This is a genomic window from Paenibacillus sp. FSL R5-0912, assembly GCF_000758605.1.
In the GTDB taxonomy this organism is placed as follows: Bacteria; Bacillota; Bacilli; order Paenibacillales; family Paenibacillaceae; genus Paenibacillus_AQ.
This window is the reverse complement of the sequence record NZ_CP009282.1, coordinates 3,958,298-3,982,207: the sequence shown is the minus strand read 5'-3', so window position 1 is coordinate 3,982,207 and position 23,910 is coordinate 3,958,298. Positions and strand designations below refer to the sequence as shown.

Sequence of the window (23,910 nt, the reverse complement as noted above, 5' to 3'; positions counted from 1 at the left end):
CCTTCATTGCCGGTAAAGCCTTCCCTCTACCAAAAGATTTCGCTCTCTCCCTTTAACTTCAGCAAGGCTTCCAGAAAGAAAAAGTCGCCGTAGATGATAGGCACCTCTACTTCGGCATTGGACGGGAAGCTGCCGGTCCCCTTAGTAATCAACGCTTCTTCCGCCGGGTCCTCCGGCGTGTAATGACGGAACAGCGATTCCGTTATTGCCGCGCCGAGCTTCCGGTAGCGCGCTGCTTCTTCACCTTCCAGCAGATAGGCAATTTCCAGCATTCCGCTGGCTGCGCAGGCCGCAGCTGTTGAATCTTTGGCCCATAGCTGTTCGGCAGGCGCCCGGAAATCCCACGGAGGCACAAGATCCTCCGGCAATTGTGCGGCGAAATAATCCGAAGCCGCTTTGGCCGCATCCAGAAACCGGATGTCGCGCGTATAGCGGTACCCTATAGCGAATCCGTAAATCGCCCAGGCCGATCCGCGGGACCAGGCGGAATCCGGACTATACCCTTGTCCGCCAAGCGCCTCTATCCGCTCTCCCGTTCCGGGATCGAAGCGGACGATATGGTGCACCGAGCCATCCTGACGGATGAATTCGCGGAGCGCCATCTCAGAATGTGCAGCGGCTATATGCCGGTACCGCGGGTCCTTAAGCTCTTCGCTGGCCCAGTACAGTAAACCAAGATTCATCATGCAATCTATAATAGCCAGGCCTTCACTGCCTTCATACAGCCAGGCACGGATGAATTGCCCTTTAAGATTAAAGCGGCTGGCTAAATGGCTGGCAGCGATCAGCCCTCTTCTTCTGGACAGCATATTGCCGGTGAGCTTGTAGTCGGCCACCGCTGACAGACTCCAGAGGAATCCGTTATCATGATGGAGCTGTTCGTATTCCTGAAGAGGCGCATCCAGCTGCTCCTCACAGTTCTCGGCGATCCTCCGGTATTCCTCATCGCCGGTAGCACGATAAGCCAGCCACAGGATTCCGGGCCAGAACCCGTTGGTCCAGCAATCGGGGTCACGCGCATCATATTTTCCGCCGTAAGAGGCATTGGGGAAGGTTGCTCCGATTCTGTAGCGCGTGTTGCTTAATTTGCCCAGGGAATAATCCCAGGCCTCATTGATCCAAGTCTCCATCGTGTATGTCTCCTTTTCTCTTGTACAGTTAAATGGCAGGACGTCCTGAAACAACAGACCTCCTGCCATGCTTCAATCCGTTAATTATTGAGCTGCTTTCCAGGCATCAATTTGGGTCTGCAATTCTGTTTGGACCTTCTCAATGCCGGCCTTCTTTAATTTCTCATTTCTTTCCTCAAGCATTTTGGCAGGGTCAGGAATTGCCCCCGTGCTTGCGGCCCGGTACTCGCCAATGACCGAGGTGAGCTGAGTAATCTCGTTTTTGACGGACGACTCATCGAATACGAACCCTAACAGCGGTGAACGTTTGGCCTCATTGTTGAATTCCTTCCAGCTTGAATACAAATCATCAGGCTGACCCGGCTTGAGATAATTGATGAGCTGATTACCGATCACCCAGAACAGGGCGCTGGTGCCATATCCGGAATCGGCAATCGGCTCGATGCGGTTCTCGCTAATCTTCTTATAGTGAGTGCCTTCAATTCCGTTAACGAACAGGTTCACGGCATAAGGATCAGTATGCAGCGCATTTAATACCATCATGGCCCGTTCCGGATCTTTGGAGGTGCGGGAGATGGAGAACATCGATCCGGCGGCAAGGTCCGTGGTTACAATAGGTTCTTCGATAACCTTAGAGACGAAATCATATTTATTGTCCGTGGCAATTTTCAATTCAATATCAGCCCCCGGCTTCCAGACGGCCTGCTGCATCCAGATTTTACCCTGTTTTCTTAAATCACCGATGTCAGTCGTTGTTGTAGCTGCATCGCTATTGATGTAGCCCTTCTCATAGTAGCTGCGGTTCAGCTCATACTCCGCTTTGGCAATCGATGAGATTTCCGGATCAACAACCGACTTTATCTGGATGTTATCTGTATTTGTATAATCATATAAGAACAAAGGAATCTTATTAGGCGTCGGCCCGATAACGCGGAAGTTCGAGCGGGTCTCATACATCATGCCTTCACCCGACTCCTTAATGAAATCCAGAATCAATGCCGGCTCTTTCTCCTTCAGCAGCTTGAACCAGGGTTCAAAATCTGACATCGTCTTAATATCCTCAATCGGAATACTATATTTGTCGACTATATCTTTCCGGTAAGTGTAGGCCTTGCCCTGGGTAATCTCTTTGTTTGTGGGAATCCCATACAGCTTCCCTTTGTAGCGCGGAGCCTCAAGGTAGATCGGGTTGAGGTTCTCCGAGATGCCCTGCCCGTATTTGGCCAGCAGATCATCCAGATCCAGGAAGGCCCCCTTGGAGACGTTGCCGAAGAAATTAAGCCATGAGGCTGTAAACACAAGATCCATCGGCTCACCGGCATTTAACATCAGCTCGGTCTTCTGCTTGTATTCGCTGGAGGCGATCGGCTGAAGATCAACGGTGGCATTGAATTTCTCTTTGAAATATTCACTGAGCTTAGCTTCGACCAGCGCATCATCCCGCTGCGGCGCACCGAAGTAGATAATCGACACCTCGTAAGGCTTCAGCGATTCCGGACTGTCAGCAGGCGCCGCAGTACTCGTGCTCTCCGTGCCTTTTGATGCTGCCGGTTCGGAAGTACCCCCGTTATTACCGCCAGAGCATGCCTGTAAGGATAACGCAAGAACCAGAACAATCGCTGTGAATAGCGGTTTACGTCCTTTTACCTTTTTCATATTAACCCTCCCTAGATTATTAAGCTTATATATAGAACGGCAGACAGAATATGCTGCTTGCCGGTTCCACCGCTGCTTTAGCCCTTAACAGCCCCTACTGTGAGGCCTTTGACAAAATATTTCTGAAAGAAAGGATACGCGATCAGAATCGGCCCCATCCCAATGACAGCCATGGCCATCTGCAAGGATTCATTCGGCAGGTTCTTCATCATCGTTGGATTCTGGGCAGCCAGCTCCACATTATTGCGCAGATACTGCACATCATTGAGGACACGCATCATCAAATACTGGAGCGGATATTTGTCCTCACTGCTGACATACAGCAGCGCATTGAACCAGTCGTTCCAATAACCGATTGTGCTGAACAAGGCCATGGTTGCCAGGACAGGCAACGAGAGCGGCAGAACGATCCGCAGGAAGATTCTAAGCTCACCCGCACCGTCAATTCTTGCCGATTCAATCACTGCAGGATGAATGGTCGTCTGGAAAAAGGTCCGCATAATGATTACGTTGAATGGCACAATCAGCATGGGCAGGATCAGCGCCATATAGGAATCCTTGATATGCAGCACCTGTGTGTAAATTAGATATCTGCTGACCATCCCGCCATTAAACAACATCGTGAAGAACAAAAAGAACGTAAATGCATTACGGAACGGATAATCCGCACGTGAAATGGGATAGGCATACAGTGCCATGAGTAGCACACTGAGCGCTGTGCCAAGAATGGTTATGGTGAAGCTCACCCGGTAGCCCGACACAATCGTCTGAAAATCCTTAAAGATGGATTCGTAGGCAATCAACGACCATTTATCCGGAACAAAGCTGTATCCCTGAGTCAGAATGGACTGTCCGTCTGTGAAGGATACAATAATGACTAGCAGAACAGGCAAAAAGCAGATTAATGAGAGGATTACAAAAGCAATGTTTAAAATTAAACTGGAAGCTACAGAAATTCCGCCGATGCGGCTGCCGGAGTCGTTGGCCATGATTGTTCTCCTTTATTTAGAATAATGCCTGTTCCCGGTCAATTTGTCTGACCGCGCTATTGGTTGCGATCACCATGATAAACCCAACCACCGATTGAACAAGCGCCGTGGCCGAGGACATCCCGATATCATTTAATTGCATCAAGGCCCGGTATACATACGTATCCACGGTATCCGTAACCGGATACAATGCCCCTGAGTTCATGGGCACCTGGAAGAACAGCCCGAAGTCTGAACTGAAGATACTTCCCATCGACAGAATCGTCATAATAATAATGACCGGCCGGATAAAAGGAATCGTAATGTTCGTAATCTGCTTCCACTTGGAAGCCCCGTCGATGAGAGCAGCCTCATAGTATTCGGGGTCAATTCCGGCGATCGCCGCAATGTAGATTACAGCACCGAAGCCGGCATGCTTCCAGGCGTTCACAAACACCAGGATATAAGGCCAGTATTCCTTCTCCGAATACCAGAACACCGCATCCTGCCCGAAGGCTTTGAGGACGGTGGCATTAATGAAGCCATGATCCGGCTGCAGGAAAGCGTATACGAGATAACTCACTACGACCATTGACAGGAAGTGTGGCAGGATAATGAAGCTTTGGTAAGCTTTTGCCAGAAACCGCCGCCGGATCTCATTGATAGCCACCGCGATCGATACCGACAGCACTAAATTAATAATCATAAAGGTTAAGCTGTACAGGAGTGTGTTTCTTACAATTCTCCACATGTCCCCCGAGGAGAACAGGAATTTGAAATTATCAAACCCTACCCATGGACTCCCCCAAATTCCGTCAATGTAATTCACATTCTTGAACGCAATAAATATACCGAACATCGGTAAATAGCTGTGCGCCAGAAGGACAAGAACGGCCGGCAGCATCATTAGCGTCAGCGCCTTGTACTTCCACATGGCATGGATGAATCTTGAGAATCCAGTGGCTCTAGTCATGTCCATTACTCCTTTCATGGACTTATTATAGAACCATCTCTCTGCAGCTACGATGATGCATTCCCGTAAAAACGTGATCTTTTAAACGTCCATATCCAGGTAGTACCTCATTCGGGCCGGCGCAAAGGCAGGGTGATGATTGCCCGGGTCCACCCCTCCCCGCTTCGTTCATAGGTTAATCCATACGCCTCCCCGTAATGGAGCTGGATCCGCTGATGCACATTTCTGATTCCGTATCCCTTCGGACTATGCTCTTCCTGCATAATGGCAGAGAGCTCATCTAAATCTACCGGCAGATGCCCATTGTCCTCAATGATAAAGCGCAGAGTTTCTTCACTTTGAACAGCAGATACCCGTATCTCGCCTTCCCCATCCATTCCGCGCACACCATGGATAATGGCGTTTTCAATCAGAGGCTGGATAATGACTTTGGGAGTTTCATAGCCTTTCAATGTTTCATCGATCTGCCAGCAGACCCCGAAGGTGTCAGGGTACCGTTTCTCTTGCAGCCGTGTATAGGCCTGGGCATGCTCCAGCTCCTCCCCGGCTGTAATCATTTTCCGGCCTTTGCTTAGCCCGATACGCAGCAGCATGGATAAGTCACGGACCATTTCACCAACCTCTGCATTGCCGCTATCCAGCGCATACCAGTAAATCGAGTCCAAGGTATTGTACAGATAATGGGGGGTGATCTGGGATTGGAGCATCAGGAGCTCATACTCTTTTTGTTTCAGCTGCATCACATAATTTTCTTCAATGGAATAATCCAGCCTTTTGGTCATTTTCACAAATGATCCATACAGAATGCCGAATTCATCATGCCTGAGGGGCTCGTCAGACCCTGTCAGCGTTTTGCCGGGTTCATAAATTTTCATAACCGAGACGAGCTTCACTACGGGCTTAACGACAAGCCGTACTATATAGAGAACGAACGTGAGGACAAACGCTAAATAAACGACAGAGATAATGACGAGCATATTTTGCAGCCAGATTTGTTTGCCGGTGATGGACGCTAAGGGGATTTTGTACAATAATCTGGTGTGGAATTTAGAGCTGTCCGAATAGGCGTAGAGCCATTCTTCCCCGTCTTCTTCAGCGAAGGTGAAGCCGTAAGGGCCCGCAGGTCCGATATTCCTGTCAATCTCGGCCAGTGTAATGCTGCCTGAACCGGCTGACATTAACTGCTCATCCTTGTCGTTGAATAAGAAGATTCCAGCAGCAGAAGGGACCTCAACAGATACCATATCCCGGGTTAAAAGCACCTCTACCTTGTTGACCACCAGCAGGCCGATCGCCTCATTATAATTCCGGGGATTTAGAATACTGCGCATGAAGGAGATTGTTTTCTCTCCGGTCTCTGATAATGTGATGCGCAGTGCCCCGCCTCCGCTGACATCCATGTTGCTTACGATAGTGTCAGGCAATCCCCCCGCGTCATTATCCAAATACTTGAATCCCTTTGTTTTATGGGAAAGATCAAAAGGCGTATCTCTAGACTCAATATTTCTCATATAAATTGCATATTCTGTGCCCCCGGTAGACCAGCTCTCCAGAATATTATCGGCCTGCTGGATTTCATTCAGCGTGTCTATTCCGGTCCAGAAGCTGTACCCCGCCGGATTACTGAAAAAATGATTATCCAGCAGTGTGATCGTCCTGTCATTGATCGCGGATATGGTTTTGTCGATCGTCACATGATTTTGTTTAACCAGCTGTAGTGTAGTACTGCCTACTTCTTCCTTGATGGTGTCTACAGCCACGTAAGCTGAAATCCAGCCCACGACTATAAAAGGCAAAACAATCAATACGAGGAATGCCAGGGTGACTTTATGCTTCAGCTTCAGTTTCGGTTTCAGTCCGGTTCCCTCCTCTGGCTTGCTTACGGAATTCTGCCGGTGTGAGCCCCAGCATTCTCTTGAACATCCGGCTGAAGTGCTCAGGCGACTCATACCCTACCGCAAAAGCGATTTCATACCGTTTCTTGTCCGTGGTAATCATCAGCCGGCGGGCCTCTTCCATTCTTAGTGCCGTCACATAATCCCAAAGGTTGGTTTTCATATCACGTTTGAAAATATAACCCAGATGGGCTGCACTGAAATGAACCTCCTCGGAAATATCCTGGATTTTCAGCGCCGGGTTACGGTAATTTTTCTGGATGTAGCTGGTAATCCGCGAGATCACGTTCTGATCTCTGGCCTTAGAGAGCTGCTGCAAAAAAGCAACCGAATCTTCAATATACCGGTGCAGCCGTTCCAGCTTCTGCTGTCCGCTAAGTCCCTGGAACACCCTATCCGGGTTGAAATCATAGAGGGAAGCCCCGTTCCCCTGTCCGTATTCGACCAGCAGTCCGTAAATCCGGTAGATCAGCATCCCGCAATAGCTGTTCGTGACTTCCTGCGACAGTTCAGACACCGGCAGCTGGCCAAGGATGCTTTGCGGATTCAAATCCCCGGAGGATTCTACCGCTGATTTCATCTGCTCCATGAATTCACTAACCTTATTCATCCAGACCACCATACTCAGGTTATCCTGCACGGCTATATCGTGATAATAGAAGACTCTTTGTCCGGGATGGACTTTGGTCCAATCCGCCGCAGTGTCTGCTTCTTCCATCAGCCTGGGGAGCATTAATACATCTCCGCCTAAAGTGCTGAGGCCGATCGTTGCCTCCACATTCAGATACTGCTTCATATTCATAGCGATCATCTGCCCGATCATATGGATCTGCGAGTGTACTCTAACCCGGGGATCGCCCATTTCTTCGGCAGATAACTGGATGATGCTGATGATCGAATGGCCGAAGCCGTTGAAGGTCAAACCGTTCCACTCCATTAAGGTTTCATTCATAATATTAATCGCCGCATATTTCAATAATTTGCGGTCATGGAGCGTGACCTTCTGATGGCTGAAGCCGGCCTGGCTATAGTCAATGCGGCTGGAGATCACGCCGAAGAATTGTCCTTGTAAAAGCTCTCCCAGCTCACTGGTCACATCTTCGATATCCTCCCGGGTCAGATTCCGCTGCGTAACCAGCTCCATCAGCCACTCATTACGCCTTGAATGGTCCTGTATCGGCCTGCTTTCCGCCTCAAGGCTCTTCCCTGGAAGCTCTTTCTGGGTTAAGGCTTTGCGGACTACCCGCAGCAGCTCTGTTCGCTCTACGGGCTTGACCAGATAATCCTTTGCCCCCAGCCGTAGCGATTTTTTGGCGAAATCAAACTTCTCATGGGCGGAGATGACAATCACCGGGACATTCCACTGCTCCATATAGATATTCTCCATTAATTCAATACCGCTCATCCGGCCCATCTGTATATCGGTAAGCACCAGATCAAAGCTGTCCATGCGCAAATAATCAATCGCTTCAAATCCATTGATAGCTGTTTCTACATAAGTAATGTTCATATCCGAAGCGAGCAGGAAATTTTTGATTCCCGCACTCACTCTCGGCTCATCGTCTACCACGAGAATTTTATACATGATGCTCCCCCCTTTTGTATCACAGTACACTCGCTGCAAATTACGGTAGATGATCTATTTCATCTTTTGTGTGATCTATATCAGGATTGTTGACCGTCATGCTTTGAAGGAACTCTGTTTCATAGGTTCGAAGCCGTTACAGCCCTAGTATAGATCATATATTTCCCGTAATTCATCATCGACTAGTGATAGTAACTCTTTTATGCTCTTTTTGCAAGCGTTTACATAAATGAGGAAAGGAGATTAGGGTTCACATTATCCGACTATGAGGAGGTTAAACAGATGTTCAGATCAAGCCTATTCCCCGGTAGACTCAAAAAGTTATTGCCGGTATGCCTCAGCCTGTTGTTGATCATAAGTACTGTTGCTCTTTCTCCCCGGCATGCCGCAGCAGCGGTTAACCCCTTACCGGGACCCGCCCACCCTCTTCTGTATGATGATTTTGCCGGCGGGGGGCTGTTCAAGCAAAATTGGACGAACTGGTACAATCAGAACGGGGGAAGCGGCACTTTCACCAAGATGGTCCAAGGCACCCGCACAATTGGAAAGTTCACACAAACCCCAAGCTCCTCCACCTCCTGGGCCAAGTTTCAGCCGATGAACGAGACCTTTGACCTCTCAGGCTACCGGTATATGAATCTGTCTTTGCAAAATGCAGGTTATGCCCAGTCACTCATTCGTGTTGTCATAAGCGACGGCATCACCAATTACAATCTTACCGGCGGTTATGTATCTGCAACGGATACCTGGACCAGCCTGCAGTTTGATCTGGATGCCCTGTCGCCCAAGATTCAGAAGGAGAAAGTCAAACTGGAGGTGTGGCTTAGACAAGCCGGCGGGACTTACGGGGAAATGCTGATCGATGATATCGTGTTTACCACGGCCTCCGGCGGTACCGCGCCTCAGTTAAGCCCGGCTGTGATGAGTGCGGATACAGATGGCAGCTATAACCAGAACACTAATTTTACCTTCGATGCCACTTATACCGACCCGGATAACGAGGCCCCTTATGCTGTTCAGGTGATCATTGATGACACGGCCTATACTATGCGCGAAACCGATCAAGCTGATGTAACCTACACGGACGGAAAAGATTACAGGTTCATGACCAAGCTTCCGGCGGGAGCCCATTCCTACTATTTCCGTACCACGGATACGACTTCGAATGAAGTCACGACCGGAATTCACAATTTGAGCGTAACCAATTCCTCTTCTGTAATTGATATTGTAGTGAGCCAAGCCGGCTACAGTGCAGACGATATCAAGAACGCCAAACTCATCTCAACCACAACCGTCACAGACGCCACTTATGAAATCTTGGATGGATCAAATGTCGTGTCTTCAGGCACCATGACTTACGAGGGCTTTTACTGGAATAAGCATGTCTACTCTATCGGCTTCTCCTCCGTCACAGATTCCGGGAACAACTACAGGGTGCGAAGTAATCAGCAGTACTCCTATCCTTTTGAAATCACACCTAACCTGTGGGATCAATACAAGGATGAAATGACTGCCTTCTACCGTCTTCTGCGTGCCTCAGTAGCCACAAGTGATGCTTATCCTGAGGGTTACAGCAGTGTAGCTCCTTCCGCCAAGCTCTACCATGCCGCGGGTCACCTGGATGATGCCCAGTCTGCGGACGGCCTGACCCATTATGATCTGACAGGCAGCTGGTACGATGCCGGTGATTACGGCAAATATGGCGGTAACCAATGGGTCGGCGCGGAGATCGCACTTGCTTATACGCGTTATGCGGACAAAGACAGCGTGAAGTACGATAACGACAGCAATGGCATCCCGGACCTGGTAGATGAAGCTGTCTTCGGCAGCGAATATCTCATCAAGTTCGCGGATCAGCTAGGCGGGGAAATGTATAATCTCAGGAACAATGCTTCTTTCGTTCATCCGGAGAAATCTACCGATAACCTATCCGGCACAGCGGATGACCGGAAGCTGACCGATTTAAGTGTCGGCGGCTCAGCCAAATCAGCGGGTACACTTGCTGCTACAGCTCGCGCGATCCGCACGGCTATTAACGAAGGCGATATCGCGTCAGCTCAGATTGCAGAACTCACGGATTTTGCCGACCAATGCGAGAGCGCAGCTGTAATCTTTTATGAATATGTGGTTGCCCATCCTGACGGTCCCATAGGTTCATACTCCACAAGAGGAGGCATCCCCAATTCCAAGCTGCTCGCTGATGTGGAGCTGTTCTTGCTGACGGGCGAGAATCAGTATAGGAATGCAGCTTCGGCGACAATCAACGCCTTAACCCTGGGTGACATCTCCTCCACGAACTATTGGGACATGAGCCCAATGTCCATGGCCGAGTTCTATCCGGCTGCCGATGCTGCGACACAATCTCATATTCACAGTCTGTTAAAAGGACAAGCGGATTTCTTCCTCTCCACATCAGATGATACACCGTATGGTGTACTGAACCAGTTCAAAAACTTCGGTGTAAACGAACCTCATGCTTCTTATTTAGGGGACCTGCTGCGGTACTATGAATTATTCGGTGACCCGTCAGCACTGGAGGCGGTGGTGAAGGGTATGTATTGGCTGTTCGGAGAAAATCCGTGGAATATCAGCTGGGTCTCCGGCATCGGCACCCATCATGTGATGTTCCCGCATACCCGTTACAATGAGGATTCCAATACTGCGGGTGATACCGGAATTATCTTTCCCGGCGCCATGGTCAGCGGACCGAATATGAAGGATCCTAAGAATCGAAACAGTATAAGCCCCTGGTACGAGGACCGGTCGCTCTATCTGGATGATACGAATCAGTGGCGGTATAACGAGTTCAGCATCAGTATTCAGGCAGGACTCCTATATACGGTAATGGGGCTGAGTGCAGCTCCGGGAACAGGTGCGGACAACACGGCGAAGCCGCCCGCCCTGCCGGTACTCTCTCCGGTGATTGGAGAATGGGTCCGCGGAAATGTAACTGTTTTCGCTGAGGCTGGGGATGGTCTGAGCCAGGTAGAGTATGCGGCAGCCGGATTGCCTTATCAGCCGATGACGGTTTCCGGTAATGTATATTCGACTGTAAACGATGCGGTGTACGCTGCGGTTATCGATGAGAGCCAATCCTTGCCCTACGTAAGCCGGAGAGTAGATGTTCGTGCGAAGGACTCTTCCGGCGGATACACCTACAGCTCGACTCATTACACTGTTGCTCCGGCGTTGCCGGACCCCTCCACTCCGCTGTTATATGATGATTTTGGAGGCGGCGGCTTCTGGGGTGGCTCTGCGGCCAACACGACCTGGGTCAACTGGTATAATCAGAATGGCGGCACGGGAACGTTTACCAAGCTTACAGCAGACGGACGTTCAGCCGGCAAATTCGCCCAAACTCCGGCAAGTGTGGCTTCAGCAGCTAAGTTCCAGCCGTGGAATGATGTGGTCGATCTGAGCGGCTACCGGTATTTGAATCTTACGCTTAAGAATCCGGCCTCTCCTGACCTCAGAACCCGGATTGAAATCAATGACGGCAAAAGAACGTACAATCTGACCGGAGGCTGGGCACTGGTTCCATCGGAATGGAGCGATCTGCAATTCGATCTGAATGCACTTAGTCCGGCTATTGATAAAAAGGCACTGAAGATGTCCATTTGGTTGAAACAAAATACAGTCACTGCCGGAGAAATGCTGATCGATGAAATTAAGGCGACCAATCAGGTCAGCGGGAGTGCGCCAACGTTAACTTCAGGAGGCGTAAATCATACAGACGGCACTCCGCAGACCGAGTATACTTTCACAGTCACTTATACAGATGCGGATAATCAGGCCCCATTTGCCATGGAGCTGGTCTTGGACGGCGTTGTCCGGACCATGCAGCCTGCTAATCCGGGTGACACTAGCTATGTTGACGGCAGAGTCTATCAATACACGACCAAGCTGCCTCCCGGCCAGCATTCCTACTACTTCCACACTACTGATACTTTTACCGATGCTATAAGTACAGAGGTTCAGAGTGGCCCTGAGGTTAGTTGGGGTAGCTAATAATCCCTTTTTTTGGCGTAGAATCATCGTGTGTACTTGAGTGGACGCTGCGCGAACGGACCTCTGTTTAAGCGGGAATTGTATCAACAATCTTAAAAAACAAATTAAGAAACCTCTCTTTTAGTCAAATGGAGTTTCCACACAACCATTTCAAAGGAGAGGTTTCTTTTTACATTCAATAGTGCCTGGAGCCACTCTGCTTGCTGTCCAAGTGGCCTGAGCAGAGCCATTAATTCGAATAGGCCGTTACCCCCGCTGTATATAGGTTGTCCACTAACCTGTGGAATTCTTCAGGCGGTAAATCCTTTTCCCGCTGAAGCCATAGTCGAAGCAGAGAAAGTGAGGTTGAGATCTGAAACTCAATCAGGTATGGCTTTAAGGAATCGTTGTGCGGAACGTTTAATTCCAATCTATCCAGGATCATTTCTCTTTTCAAGCGTTCAATAAAACGAATACTGCCATAATCACCAAGGAGGGCCTTGAGGACCGAGAGATATTCCTGGTTTTCCAGACAATGAAGCGCATCCTGAACAGTATAGGCAGCCAGCTTTTTATTCGCCAACTCTTCTTTGATGTAATTCAACAAATCATTCTCAACAGAGTCCAACAATTCGTAAATATCAGTGAAGTATTGATAAAAGGTGCTGCGGTTATATCCTGACTTCTTCGCAATCTCTTGCACCGAGATTTTTTCAATCGGCTTTTGGCTATACAGCTCACAAAAAACATCTATGAAATTTTGTCTCGTTTTTTCCGTGATTTCGGGCTGTTTTTTCATTCCATACTCCTTTGCAGACAAGATTATCATCCGACACATCCTGAAATACTGATGGTTGATGAGGGAAGACTAAAGATTTATGATCACATCATACAACACGTTGTTGGATAGTCAATACCGGAATGTTAAAAAAATAGGGGGATTATTATGCCAGTAAAACAAAATAGAATTTTGATTTTTGGTGCAGGTGTTATAGGGAGCGCGTATGCAATCAAATTCTTGGAAGCAGGGGTGGATGTTACTCTGTTTGCGCGTTCTAGCCGGTTTATAGCCTTGAAAGAGAAAGGCCTGCAATATAATGAGAAAGGTGCTGTTAAAGCGGTACAGGTAAAAGTCATCGATATGCTTGAGAATGATGATGTATATGATTTTATTTTGGTAACCGTTCGTTACGATCAAGCCGAATCCGCGTTGCTGGCACTCAAAGACAATCAAAGCAAAAATATTGTTACCATGACTAATAATTCGATTGGATTTGCTTCGTGGCTGGATATTGTGGGAGACAGACTTTTACCGGCTTTTCCCGGGGCTGGCGGACAGATTAAAGAGGGGATTTTGTATGCCCGGTTCCCGCCAAAGATTCTGATAGCTACTATGTTTGGCGAAATACACGGTGCAGTGACAGAACGTGTAGAAAACCTCGCACAATTATTTAAAGCAGCAAAGCTTCCCTACGCAATCAATAAGGATATGAGAGCTTATCTAATTACACATTCCGTATCGGACATTGCACTGCTTAGTGTTTTACACTCTGACCATAAGATCATTGACGAACAAACAATCAGAACCAGACAAACGGCACACCAAATAACAGTCACCTTAAAAACGTATTTAAGGGCCATCCAAAAAGCTGGTGTTGCTATTCATCCATCTGTATTTAAATTTGTGCTTTTATGCCCAAACCTGATATTAGATTTTTTCTTTATGCTATGGCTGCGGAGTAAGATGGTGAAGGATATGCTGCTTCCGGATTACGCGGATAGTGCAAACAGGGAAATTGTGCAGCTGAGGAACGATTTATTGAAGCTCTTAAGCCAAAATGTTAGCTCTTCAGCTTAATATAGGGACGAAGCAGATAACTTGCTATCTTTAAAGGATTAAGGTTTGGGCTTGTTAGCAATTTTATTCCCTAGCAGCTGTCGAGATTACGGATAATTAGATCCAGGGTCTCATCCGAGAGATGCTCCATCGTCCTGCGCAGAACAATCGAGTTCTCATAACTCGCTCTGATCGGCTTGGTAAGCTCCTCATAATTACCCAAACCGCATAAATCCCAGGCGGCATAAATTCCTATCATCCAGGAGGCATGATGCCCGAAGCCCATGAACGGCATCATTGCCCCGAAGCAATTACCGACATAAAATGTATTGCCGATCCTGCCGGAGCGACATACCCCTAGGGGATAACCGGTGAATTGGAATTGGTCCGTGATGGGCAGCGCTAATTCTTATGTCTTCCACGAATAGCACTTCGGCATTCACAAACCGGTCTCCATTCATACTGCGGCTCTCAAAAATTACGGGTTCTATTCCATGCTTTTCAAGATGATTGCAACTTTCATCAAGCGCTCACTCCTTCCAGACATTCTCTTGCATACATTCTTCCCGTAACAGCAGAGTGAGTATTCATTTAGGTTTGAGCGATTTTACACAGAAATACCCAATTTAATAGTTTATCTGTAATTAATTTCATCGTCAATCTGCTAACTCATAGGTCTGATGGTATTTTATAGCATATAATCTCTTTAATTAGCTAAAGGAGGTGAATTTACATGAAAAAGGAAGAAAAAGAGCTGCTTGCAGCTATTTTGGAAGTCACCGAAGCATCTGATAACGATGTTACACGGCAGAACAACGTCAATAACATTCACTAGTAGCTCTCCGCAGCCCATCCTCCTCATTAAATCTTCCAATGAGGAGGTATTCTCTTCATGATGGAGGTTTTGGAATGGTAAAAACTGCGCTAATATACCCTCCGGTCAGCGATCCTACTTCAGGTTATCACAGCCTATGTTGCTTGGCGGGCTATGCGCGGCAATTCGGCTTTGAAGATATTGATATTATTGATAGTAATATAGACTCCTGGCTGTATACCGTAACGCCTGAGCAAATCGGAAGAACAATGCAATATATAAATGACCGGACTGCGCAGCTTCAAGCACTGGAACAACCTACGCCCATTGAACAGATGGAGCTTTATTACGCGCTCAAAGTACAAGGCATGAATTTTGCCGGGGCGCTGCCAGCCGCGCTGCATACTTTTCGTGATGAAACAGAATTTTTTGACTACAGGCTGTATACCAGCGCCGTTGAGACCGTAATGCTCTGGATGGATGCCTTATCTCTAAAGGGCTTCCCGGGGCAATTCAGAGGGTTCAGCTTAGCCACTAGCGGATTTTTCAATGTATTTAACTCCATGGATATGCGCGATACCCGAATTACCGGAGTGATCTCTGCACCTTTCACCGATTATTTCAGGAACGAATTGATTCCCGGCATCATCACTGGCGGTTATTCTCTCGTCGGGATCAGCATCACCTATGTCGCCCAGCTTCCTTTCGCGCTCAGCATGGCGCAGCACATCCGGGAGAGCTGCCCGGAAATCCGGATTATATTTGGCGGGACTGCCGTCTCAGATTACTGGAAATATATTTTGATCAAAAGCGATTTCTATGCTGTATTTGACTCTGCAGATGCCTGCATTATCGGCGAAGGTGAAAGTGCACTGGTCTCTATCCTCCAGGCATTGAAGCACCATAAGCCGCTGCCTGCGTCACCGAACATTGCACTACATCCCCGGTACCAGGCGGTGCATGGTGCCTCCGTTCTGGAAATCAAATACGAAGATATCTGCTCCTTTCCGGTGCCGGAGTACAGCAAGCTGCCCTGGGAGAAATACTTATCCCCCTTTCCGTTCATTTACTATTCTCCTTCGCGGGGATGTTATTGGAACCGGTGCACCTTTTGTGATTACGGTTTAAATACCGATTCGCCTACCAGTCCCTGGCGGCAATACCCGCTGGATAAGATTATGGAAGATTTGAGGACGCTCGCCGTCACCTACAAATATATCTATTTCTCAGTGGACGTGTTATCTCCGGCCCTGCTGCTTAAGCTGGCGGCAGCGATTATGGAAGAAGGCCTTGACATCCGCTGGGGAGCGGAGATCCGGTTAGAGGAATACTGGACACCTGAACGCTGCGCTTTGCTTCAGCAAAGCGGATGTACCGCCATCTCGGTCGGATTTGAATCCGGCAACCAGCGGATATTGAATCTGATTAATAAAGGAACCAAGGTGGACCGGCTTCAGGAAACGATCCAAATGTTCAGCGAAGCCCGCATCGGCGTACAAATTATGGGATTCACCGGATTTCCTACGGAAACGGTTGACGATGCCCTGAGTTCAGTTGATTTTTTGCAGCATAACAGCAGGCACTGGACTTTTGGCGGGCTTGGCCAGTTCGTCTTAACCAAAGGTGCCATTATAGCCAAAGAACCGGAGCGCTTCGGCATTCAGGATCTCCGGCCTTTTGAGGGCGAAGATATCGCCTGGAGGCTATATTACAGTGAGCAAACGCACTTGCTTGCAAACACTTCCCGTTGGGGACCGAAGGAGCTGACAGAGGCCAAAGCATCCCTCAGAAGCAACCTGTTTGACCGTCCCTGGGTGGGGGGAGTGGATACTGCGCATTCGATGTTCTATCACGACCGGTTTGGGAACAAGGTCCTCCAGGTCATCAGAGGGACAACCCAGACGGCAGCTAACGAGAACTCAATTTTGGAATTAAACGGACACCTTCTAGAGGGACATTATTACCTTCCGGTCCACAAGCTTTTTAACAGAAAGAACCTGGATAAGATCCTGGACATCTCCGAATGCGATGGAAAGGCAGTCACCGCGCAAAACATTACTGAACTTCTAAGTCAATGGACACCGGATTGCTCCAATTACCCGCAGCCCAAAGAGCAGCAGCTGTTCGTCCGGCGGGATGGCACTCTTTTTCCGTTTCCTGTACCCATGATCGAGTTTTTGCGGAATTTCGTGCCTGGCTTAAGTTTGACAGAGCTGCTGCAGCAATCGGCGCAGCATGAGTTCCATACTGAGCTATGGCAACACTGTATCTCGAACCGGCTTCTGCGGCTGAAACGGTTACCGGCAGCAGAAGCTTGAAGATCGCTATATGAAGGAGGTGTGCTATTCCTTGAACCCCGCAATCAGCAAACCTAATTACAGACTCCTGTTAAAACATAATGCCGATTTCCGCTATCTATGGCTGGCCCGTGCCAGCTCCGTCTTCGGGGATTCCTTATACAATCTGGCTATCAGCTGGCTCGTGTACTCGATGACCGGCTCCTCGCTCCAGGTGGGGCTGGTCATTGTCGCCAAGTTCCTGCCAGAAATGATATTCGGTTTATTCATTGGCGCCTGGGTAGACCGCTTGAACAAAAAGATTCTGATGCAGATCGCTGATGCCGCTCAGGCCCTGCTCACCGGAATCCTTGCAGTACTCATGCTCACCGGGCAGCTTCAGCTGCTGCATATCTATCTGATCACAGTCGGCTTATCGATTATGGGCAACCTGTTTGCTACCTCGCAGAGCTCCTTTCTGCCTGAGCTCATCGCGGATAAAACCTATCTCATCTCAGCCAATTCACTGTTGTCCGTTTCCCTGCAAATCACCCGTATTCTCGGAACGGTTGCGGGTGGAATATTGGTGGCCTCCATTGGGAATTCAGGGGCTGTGATTGTGGATGCGGTAACCTTTATCGTCTCACTTGCTCTGATTCAGCAAATTAAGCAACGCGGCAAGGCCGGGAAGAATTCCCGCGCCTCCACCGGCTTATCGATCTTCGCGGAAATCCGCGAGGGCTGGCAATGGCTGCGGGGACAAACGGCCATGCTCGTGCTTATCCTTCTCGGTACGCTCAGCAATATTGCCTTAGGGCCAAGCAATGTGCTCCCCCCCATGCTGGTCGGTGAGCTGCTAGAAGGCGGTTCCAGTGAGCTCGGTATTTTCAATGCAGCTATAGCTGCGGGGTTACTTCTGGGCGGTCTGTTCGTCGGCAGCAGGTCTCCCCGGAGAATTGGTCTCTGGTTTTCCTGCGGCCTGGGAGTTCAAGGCCTTGGTATGTGTGTGATCGCCTTATCTTCCGCTCTCTGGCCGGCTTGCTTCGGCAACTTGATCCTGGGCTTTGGCGTAACAGTCACGGTGATCCCGATGAGCACCTTGTTCCAGCTGCTGGTTCCGTCTCCGCTTCGGGGGCGTGTCAATAGCATCAGCTCCATGGCCTTTAACATCTCCATCCCGTTAACCTATGGCGGAGTAGGTATTCTGGCCGACAGAATCGGCGTGGAGGTATGCTTCGGTCTTGCCGCTGCCTTGTTTGCCGTTTGTCTGATCATCGGGCTCACCAATCATCATCTGCGCAGCCTTGACATCCAGGCTCCACAGTTGTCCCCATCACCTCAGACCGGTCAATCGCTATAAGTAATATTAATTACTGGCTGGACTCAGCAGTTATTTTCCCCACACTTATTGGGCAGTTAGAATCAACGGACCGTCCGCCGTGATTGCGATCGTATGCTCATATTGCGCCGACAGCTTGCCGTCTGCTGTTCTTGCCGTCCACTCATCATCGTCAATCGTGATGCGGTACGTACCTTCGTTGATCATGGGTTCAATGGTAAATACCATGCCTTCCTTTAACCGGATGCCTTTGCCGGCTATGCCGATATGCTCGTAGCTCGGCTCTTCATGCAGGCTCCGCCCGATCCCGTGAGCCAGCAGATCACGCACAACGGAATAGCCGCTGGCTTCTGCGTGTTGTTGAATCGCCGATGTGATGTCGCCGAGCCGGCCTCCGGGAACCGCCTGGGCGATCCCCAGGTCCAGACATTCCTTCGTCACCTTCATTAAATGCTGCGCCTCCGGCCGGACGTTGCCCACCGCATAGCTCACACACGAATCGCCGAACCATCCGTCGTATTCCGCGACGATGTCGAGCTTCAGCAAGTCACCATCCATAACCGCCCGATTCGAAGGAATGCCGTGTGCCACCACATCGTTAATCGAAATACAGGTTTCAGCGGGGAACCCGTTATAACCTTTCGTAAACTGCTTGCCGCCCAGCCTGGTGATGTGCCTGGCTACAAAGTCATTGATTTCTTGGGTGGTAATCCCAGGTTCGATCAGTTTGGCCACCTCGCGGTAGCAATCCGCCACGATTTGACCCGCCTGTTTCATCTCATCGATTTCTCGGGGTGATTTTAGAATAATCATTTTTGATTTATTCGCTCCTTATCCATGCTAGAATTTCAGAAGCCGGATGATATCCCCGGCCTCCTCGTGCAGCTTCCCACGGCGAAGCGAAAGTGAAGCGCAGCCAGTCATGGCGGCCAGTAGCATTTCCGCTCGCTGCAGCTTACCCGGTGATTCCGCTGCGTTTCCGCCGGAAGCAGCAGCCCCCTCCACCGCGCTCCCGGTTTCCAGCAGTGCAGCAAATGGCATGAGCACCTCCTGGCAGAAAGCGTTCAAGAGCAGGGATGAACGCCCTTCAGGCAGCGAAGTAAAGCCCTCCCCCGCCAGCTTATAAAGCAGGAATACGGAGTGGTCCTCCGCCCAAAGCTGTAGCAGCCGGACGCTGGCGGTGGCGGGTTCAAACTCTACGGCTGCGGCCGTTTCACCGCTGCCGCTTAAGGAATCCGGGGCTCCCGTGCTCATGGTGTCTGTCACAGCAGCCAACCCCATATGTCTACCCGCCGTTGCCTCCATTGAAGTTGAATCGCGTAGAACCTCCAATGGGATTTTCCCCGGAGCCTCCCGCTGGGCACCCATCCATCCCCCGGCCCGGTCCAGCGCGTCCCATAGCAGATCGTTGAGCAAATCGCCTTTATTGCTGTAATAGTGATATACCGTACCATACCCGAGTCCCGCCTGAGCGGCCACATCGCGGATTTCCAGCAATGGCCCTTTATCCAAAAACACATCGGCTGCGGCTTTGCGGATCTGTGCCAGCCGACGCAGCCGGATATCCTCATTTTGTTCCTTCGTACGTGGAGTCATCTCGTCCATCCACCTCTTTTGTTTTTGACCTGCTGATATGTCAATATAAAACATCGGCACGGGAATAACAAGTATCTTTTTGAAGTTGGCTACATATGAAGTATGATTAGTGAAGGAGTCCGTTGCGATATACCTATGAACGGGAGGCATACTAATCATGAGTGATGAGAAGAACATAGCTTACATTCCAGAGGACCATTCGCTGGGTATTTCGGTAATTACAGCGATTCATACCGGCGATATCCCGATGCTGAAACTGCTGCTTGATGAGAATTCCGGGTTAGCCGCCTCAAGAATGGTAAGGAACGGGGAATTGCGTTCAATGCTGCATATTGCAACTGATTGGCCCGGCCATTTCCCTAACAATACAGCTACAGTTGCAGCACTGATAGAGGCCGGTGCGGATGTGAATGCCCCGTTTACTGGCCCGCACAGCGAGACCCCGCTTCATTGGGCTGCGAGCTGCGATGATGTCGAAGTACTTGATCTCCTCCTCGATGCCGGTGCTGACATCGAGGCTTCCGGTGCCGTCATAGCCGGCGGAACGCCGCTGGACGACGCAGTGGCATTCGCGCAATGGCGGGCAGCACATAGATTAATTGAGCGTGGAGCCAAAGCTGCTCTTTGGCATGCAGCTGCGTTGGGTCTGGTAGATGCTATGGAAGCTCACTTTGCCGGAGACCCGCTCTCACAGCAATACCCTTGGGGAGCGGGACACTCATCGCCTCCGGACGAGGTGAACGTCGCTTTCTGGTGCGCTTGCCACGGCGGACAACGAGATGCTGCCGAATACCTGCTCGACCGTAAGGCTGATATTAACTGGATTTCAGTGTGGGACGGCCTCACTCCCTTAGACGCTGCTCAGCGCAATGCTGCTACTGAGTTGGTACAATGGCTGCAGGGTCTGGGTGCTAAATCTGCTACCGGACTTCTTTGAGGTTTTTCATCCATGCCTCGGTATTCAGCTCATTATTCATGACTGCAGCCACAAATGAGCCCGCCGAAGCCGAAGCTATAGCCTGATGCATCATGGATGCTGCATCCCCGGCGCTATAAATGCCCGGAATGTTTGTTTTTCCGTATTCATTAACGGCGAGTACTCCTGTTTCCGTACATTCACATCCGATAGAGCGCGGAAGATCAGAGCCCATCACCAGCTCGGGTTTGAAAAAGATTCCCCTGCACGGAATCGCCGTTCCGTCTTCCAGCACAACCTGGTGAACGATGCCATCATTCGAGTCGATGTGCCGGATCGGTGAGTCGTACAAGGGAATATCATTGTGCTGGAACTCCTGGCGCTGAGCCTCCGTCAATTCATCCGGACCATTCGTACAAACCGTAAGCTGGTTTGTCCATCCGGAAATAACCGGAGCGAAATGCATGAGGACTGTCCCCTTCGAGATGACGACAAGCGGCTGATCCCTTAATTCCCAGCCGTCGCAATACGGGCAGACGAAGGCGCTTTTTCCGTATACATCCTTAAGACCCGAAATAGAAAGCGGCTGATCCTTCATGCCGACAGCAAATAATATTTTTTGGCTTGATATCATTTGTCCTTCCACCGTGCTCAATTCAAACTGACCGTTGGTTCCTGCGATCGATATCACTGTATCCGCTACGAATGATGCCGAAGGATAAGCCAGGATCTCTTCTTGTGCAATTCTCCGGAACTCCCCCGGAGGGATCCCATCGCGGGTAATAAACCCGTGAACCGCGCCAGTTACAGCATTGCGTGGACGCCCCTCATCAATTACAACTACCTTTTTCTTTGCCCTTGCCAGCACCAAAGCAGCATTCAGACCAGCCGGTCCGCCGCCGATAATTGCCACATCAGCATATTGTTTCTCCATAATGAATAACCTCCTTCATAGATTCTAGATGTCTATAATTAGACCGCAAGAAGCCTGGGACTTCTTGTTTGATTCGATAAAACAGATATCAAAGAGCTTCTTTATCCACAATAGATGGTTTATTACTATTTTGCAATGATTATTTTTAAATTAATAGTAGCTTTCAGTGGTGGCATCAGCTCCGATTGGCCGCTTGGATCAGTCCGGCAAGGTATTGCTTCTGCTCTCCCTCAGCTTTGTCAGCAAGCTTCTGCAGCTTGCTCTTTCCGCCCCAGATCAGGTAGACAAGATGTTCCACCTGGTAGTAATGCAGGCCGTGTACCTGATCGAGCAGCAGTCTAAGCAGCCCTACATTCTCCAACTCTCGCGTCATCTTCAGCTTTAATGAATCTGTACAGTACAGCATACACGGCAACAGCACGGGAAGCATCTCTCTGTTAATGCCGTATTGTTCGATTAACGCAGCTGTGAATCTATTCTGGACAGACTGATGTTCAACATCTACCTTCTCCATATATTGAAGGGCCAGCGGGAAATAGGCCTGATCTGTGAGACCCAGTCCAAAGACCGCATAGCTGCCCGGCATACAGCACTTCTCCCCTTCCGTGTCCGTATACCATTCGAAGGTTTCCATCGCAGCTATGGCGTACTCTTCAAGCAATGGATATAACTCCGGATATTCAAGCGCATTCGCAAAGAAACGGTGCGTGCCCGTTTTGGCGAGTCCTTTGAGCGGCAGCCAGTGCTTAACTGAGGAGGTTAGCTTGATCTGATAGCTTTTTGGAAAGCCCGACTTCAGCAGATTCGTCAGAAACCGGAGTGCAAACGCATAACTCTCCTCTGTCTCCTGATTAATACGGATGCGTACCTCGGCAAATACATCATTAGCGCTACATTCCACCTGATCATAGCGTAATCTCGTAACCTCTTCAGTAAAGGCACCGCTGCCATGATTAATTAGCCGTGCAGCCTGGACACTGCCGAGTTCGAGCGCACATTGCAGGAAGGCAAGCCCCGCACTTCTGCTGTAGGAAGGCTCATATTTGAGGATGCAAACTGCAGCATAGATCACGAGCGCAACCGTTTCTTGCCCGGCATTTTCCAGTACAGCATCTTTCTTCTTCGTAAATCCCGTTTGCCACTGGGTTCCTGTGTTCTCGAAATAACGCGGCAGCCAATGATCCTCTACCCAGTTCCTAAGTGCTACGGTGATAGTATTGCGATGCTCAGCCAGCTGCTTGTTCCCCTTGTTCAGCTCTTGTATCTTGTCATACACAGCGATGATTCTGCCGGAATCCAAGACGGGATACAGTCCTTCATCCAGGAGATGCCGGGCCAGGAAAAAAGTTTCTAGCGGCTTGGTCGGATATTTGCCAGATTCGAGCTTATTTATGATATAGAGGCTGATGCGTTCCAGAAGCTGTTGCCTCTTCGCCTCATCTACATATTCAAGAATGCGCACATGGACAACACCTTCGTTCACCTTGAATTTCCCGTCAAACCTGAACCGGTAATCCAGGACTGCCGGCGGCAATGCATTTAATTTGTTCTGCATATACGAAGCAAGCTCAGGAATGATTTGCTCCCGCACTTGTACCTCTGTCAACTGCTCAGGAGTAGTCTGCTTCCTTTTACCCGGTTCGTTTAAACCAAGCAAATTATCTGTCACATCCACTCTGCCATCCGTATATTCGAGGAGAGCATACCCGTGAATGCCTGCCTGCAGCGTGGTCCGTTTTACAATTTTCTCTGCTTCTTTATCACTGATATAGATGAGCCACTTGTCTATTTCCATCTTCATTTCTTCAAGAATTGCTTCCAGCGTATAATCCATGTCTATTACATGCTCCTTTACACTGCGATATCGGCAATGAAGTTATTCATGTCCACTCAAAAATTAGGTACATTAAATATTACCGTATCTTGATTTACCGTTCAAATCGGTTGGGGGTATCTGTCTGATGATCAATCATGAATTGATGCCGGAATCGTTAGCGGCTTAGG

Annotated in this window: 17 protein-coding genes; 5 read left to right on the top strand and 12 right to left on the bottom strand. The window is 49.4% G+C overall.

Translation table 11 applies throughout. The annotated features are described in order from the left end of the window. Positions 1–26: 26 nt before the first annotated feature. From R50912_RS16895 to R50912_RS16870, 6 genes are all read right to left on the bottom strand, one after another. Entirely contained in the window at positions 27–1,130 is a 1,104-nt protein-coding gene (locus R50912_RS16895) for a glycoside hydrolase family 88 protein (RefSeq protein WP_042236534.1), read from the bottom strand. Between the two features lie 84 nt (positions 1,131–1,214). Further along, positions 1,215–2,786 (bottom strand): ABC transporter substrate-binding protein, encoded by a 1,572-nt coding sequence (locus R50912_RS16890; RefSeq protein ID WP_042236531.1) that lies wholly within the window; start codon positions 2,784–2,786, stop codon positions 1,215–1,217. A gap of 77 nt (positions 2,787–2,863) precedes the next feature. Further along, positions 2,864–3,775 carry a carbohydrate ABC transporter permease gene (locus R50912_RS16885; RefSeq protein WP_042236530.1) on the bottom strand — a complete coding sequence of 304 codons (912 nt, stop codon included), beginning with the start codon at positions 3,773–3,775 and terminating at the stop codon, positions 2,864–2,866. Between the two features lie 16 nt (positions 3,776–3,791). After that, on the bottom strand, positions 3,792–4,727 hold the full coding sequence (locus R50912_RS16880) for an ABC transporter permease (RefSeq protein ID WP_197072932.1): 936 nt from the start codon (positions 4,725–4,727) through the stop codon (positions 3,792–3,794). Between the two features lie 107 nt (positions 4,728–4,834). Continuing rightward, on the bottom strand, positions 4,835–6,667 hold the full coding sequence (locus R50912_RS35920) for a sensor histidine kinase (protein WP_231637898.1): 1,833 nt from the start codon (positions 6,665–6,667) through the stop codon (positions 4,835–4,837). Next, positions 6,555–8,207 carry a response regulator transcription factor gene (locus tag R50912_RS16870; RefSeq protein ID WP_042236520.1) on the bottom strand — a complete coding sequence of 551 codons (1,653 nt, stop codon included), beginning with the start codon at positions 8,205–8,207 and terminating at the stop codon, positions 6,555–6,557. The genes R50912_RS35920 and R50912_RS16870 overlap by 113 nt, the downstream gene beginning before the upstream one ends. Positions 8,208–8,489: 282 nt before the next feature. Between R50912_RS16870 and R50912_RS16865 the strand changes: the two genes are divergently transcribed. Then, entirely contained in the window at positions 8,490–12,215 is a 3,726-nt protein-coding gene (locus R50912_RS16865) for a glycoside hydrolase family 9 protein (RefSeq protein ID WP_042236516.1), read from the top strand. Positions 12,216–12,444: 229 nt separating this feature from the next. Here the strand turns inward: R50912_RS16865 and R50912_RS16860 are convergent, their stop codons facing one another. Continuing rightward, the gene (locus R50912_RS16860; RefSeq protein WP_042242550.1) at positions 12,445–12,993 is read right to left on the bottom strand and encodes a TetR/AcrR family transcriptional regulator; all 549 of its coding nucleotides are present in this window, start codon (positions 12,991–12,993) and stop codon (positions 12,445–12,447) included. Between the two features lie 147 nt (positions 12,994–13,140). Between R50912_RS16860 and R50912_RS16855 the strand changes: the two genes are divergently transcribed. Further along, on the top strand, positions 13,141–14,052 hold the full coding sequence (locus R50912_RS16855) for a ketopantoate reductase family protein (RefSeq protein WP_042236514.1): 912 nt from the start codon (positions 13,141–13,143) through the stop codon (positions 14,050–14,052). 70 nt (positions 14,053–14,122) lie between these two features. On the opposite strand, the gene R50912_RS36225 is transcribed toward R50912_RS16855, so the two are convergent. After that, entirely contained in the window at positions 14,123–14,254 is a 132-nt protein-coding gene (locus R50912_RS36225; RefSeq protein WP_269322067.1) for a hypothetical protein, read from the bottom strand. Between the two features lie 686 nt (positions 14,255–14,940). Between R50912_RS36225 and R50912_RS16845 the strand changes: the two genes are divergently transcribed. After that, the gene (locus tag R50912_RS16845; RefSeq protein WP_042236513.1) at positions 14,941–17,163 is read left to right on the top strand and encodes a B12-binding domain-containing radical SAM protein; all 2,223 of its coding nucleotides are present in this window, start codon (positions 14,941–14,943) and stop codon (positions 17,161–17,163) included. Between the two features lie 31 nt (positions 17,164–17,194). Then, positions 17,195–18,481, top strand: a complete 1,287-nt coding sequence (locus R50912_RS16840; RefSeq protein ID WP_042236511.1) for an MFS transporter — start codon at positions 17,195–17,197, stop codon at positions 18,479–18,481. A gap of 45 nt (positions 18,482–18,526) precedes the next feature. On the opposite strand, the gene map is transcribed toward R50912_RS16840, so the two are convergent. Both map and R50912_RS16830 read right to left on the bottom strand, forming a co-directional pair. After that, positions 18,527–19,273: a type I methionyl aminopeptidase gene (map, locus tag R50912_RS16835; RefSeq protein WP_042236510.1), complete on the bottom strand. Its 747-nt coding sequence runs from the start codon at positions 19,271–19,273 to the stop codon at positions 18,527–18,529. A gap of 27 nt (positions 19,274–19,300) precedes the next feature. Further along, entirely contained in the window at positions 19,301–20,056 is a 756-nt protein-coding gene (locus R50912_RS16830) for a TetR/AcrR family transcriptional regulator (protein ID WP_042236508.1), read from the bottom strand. A 157-nt stretch (positions 20,057–20,213) separates the two neighbouring features. Between R50912_RS16830 and R50912_RS16825 the strand changes: the two genes are divergently transcribed. Next, positions 20,214–20,993 carry an ankyrin repeat domain-containing protein gene (locus tag R50912_RS16825; RefSeq protein WP_042236506.1) on the top strand — a complete coding sequence of 260 codons (780 nt, stop codon included), beginning with the start codon at positions 20,214–20,216 and terminating at the stop codon, positions 20,991–20,993. Here the strand turns inward: R50912_RS16825 and R50912_RS16820 are convergent. Further along, positions 20,977–21,906, bottom strand: coding sequence for an NAD(P)/FAD-dependent oxidoreductase (locus R50912_RS16820; RefSeq protein WP_042236504.1), 930 nt, complete (start codon positions 21,904–21,906; stop codon positions 20,977–20,979). The genes R50912_RS16825 and R50912_RS16820 overlap by 17 nt on opposite strands. A 175-nt stretch (positions 21,907–22,081) precedes the next feature. Next, positions 22,082–23,740, bottom strand: coding sequence for a DUF6138 family protein (locus tag R50912_RS16815; protein ID WP_042236502.1), 1,659 nt, complete (start codon positions 23,738–23,740; stop codon positions 22,082–22,084). Positions 23,741–23,910 lie beyond the last annotated feature (170 nt).

Excerpts from the sequence above, each read along its gene's own strand:
- R50912_RS16845 (WP_042236513.1), top strand. The coding sequence starts at position 14,941 with ATGGTAAAAACTGCGCTAATATACCCTCCGGTCAGCGATCCTACTTCA.
- R50912_RS16815 (WP_042236502.1), bottom strand. The coding sequence starts at position 23,740 with ATGGATTATACGCTGGAAGCAATTCTTGAAGAAATGAAGATGGAAATA.
- R50912_RS16860 (WP_042242550.1), bottom strand. The coding sequence starts at position 12,993 with ATGAAAAAACAGCCCGAAATCACGGAAAAAACGAGACAAAATTTCATA.
- R50912_RS16885 (WP_042236530.1), bottom strand. The coding sequence starts at position 3,775 with ATGGCCAACGACTCCGGCAGCCGCATCGGCGGAATTTCTGTAGCTTCC.
- R50912_RS16865 (WP_042236516.1), top strand. The coding sequence starts at position 8,490 with ATGTTCAGATCAAGCCTATTCCCCGGTAGACTCAAAAAGTTATTGCCG.
- R50912_RS16830 (WP_042236508.1), bottom strand. The coding sequence starts at position 20,056 with ATGACTCCACGTACGAAGGAACAAAATGAGGATATCCGGCTGCGTCGG.
- R50912_RS16890 (WP_042236531.1), bottom strand. The coding sequence starts at position 2,786 with ATGAAAAAGGTAAAAGGACGTAAACCGCTATTCACAGCGATTGTTCTG.
- map (WP_042236510.1), bottom strand. The coding sequence starts at position 19,273 with ATGATTATTCTAAAATCACCCCGAGAAATCGATGAGATGAAACAGGCG.
- R50912_RS16855 (WP_042236514.1), top strand. The coding sequence starts at position 13,141 with ATGCCAGTAAAACAAAATAGAATTTTGATTTTTGGTGCAGGTGTTATA.
- R50912_RS16895 (WP_042236534.1), bottom strand. The coding sequence starts at position 1,130 with ATGGAGACTTGGATCAATGAGGCCTGGGATTATTCCCTGGGCAAATTA.
- R50912_RS16825 (WP_042236506.1), top strand. The coding sequence starts at position 20,214 with ATGAGTGATGAGAAGAACATAGCTTACATTCCAGAGGACCATTCGCTG.
- R50912_RS16820 (WP_042236504.1), bottom strand. The coding sequence starts at position 21,906 with ATGGAGAAACAATATGCTGATGTGGCAATTATCGGCGGCGGACCGGCT.
- R50912_RS16880 (WP_197072932.1), bottom strand. The coding sequence starts at position 4,727 with ATGACTAGAGCCACTGGATTCTCAAGATTCATCCATGCCATGTGGAAG.
- R50912_RS16870 (WP_042236520.1), bottom strand. The coding sequence starts at position 8,207 with ATGTATAAAATTCTCGTGGTAGACGATGAGCCGAGAGTGAGTGCGGGA.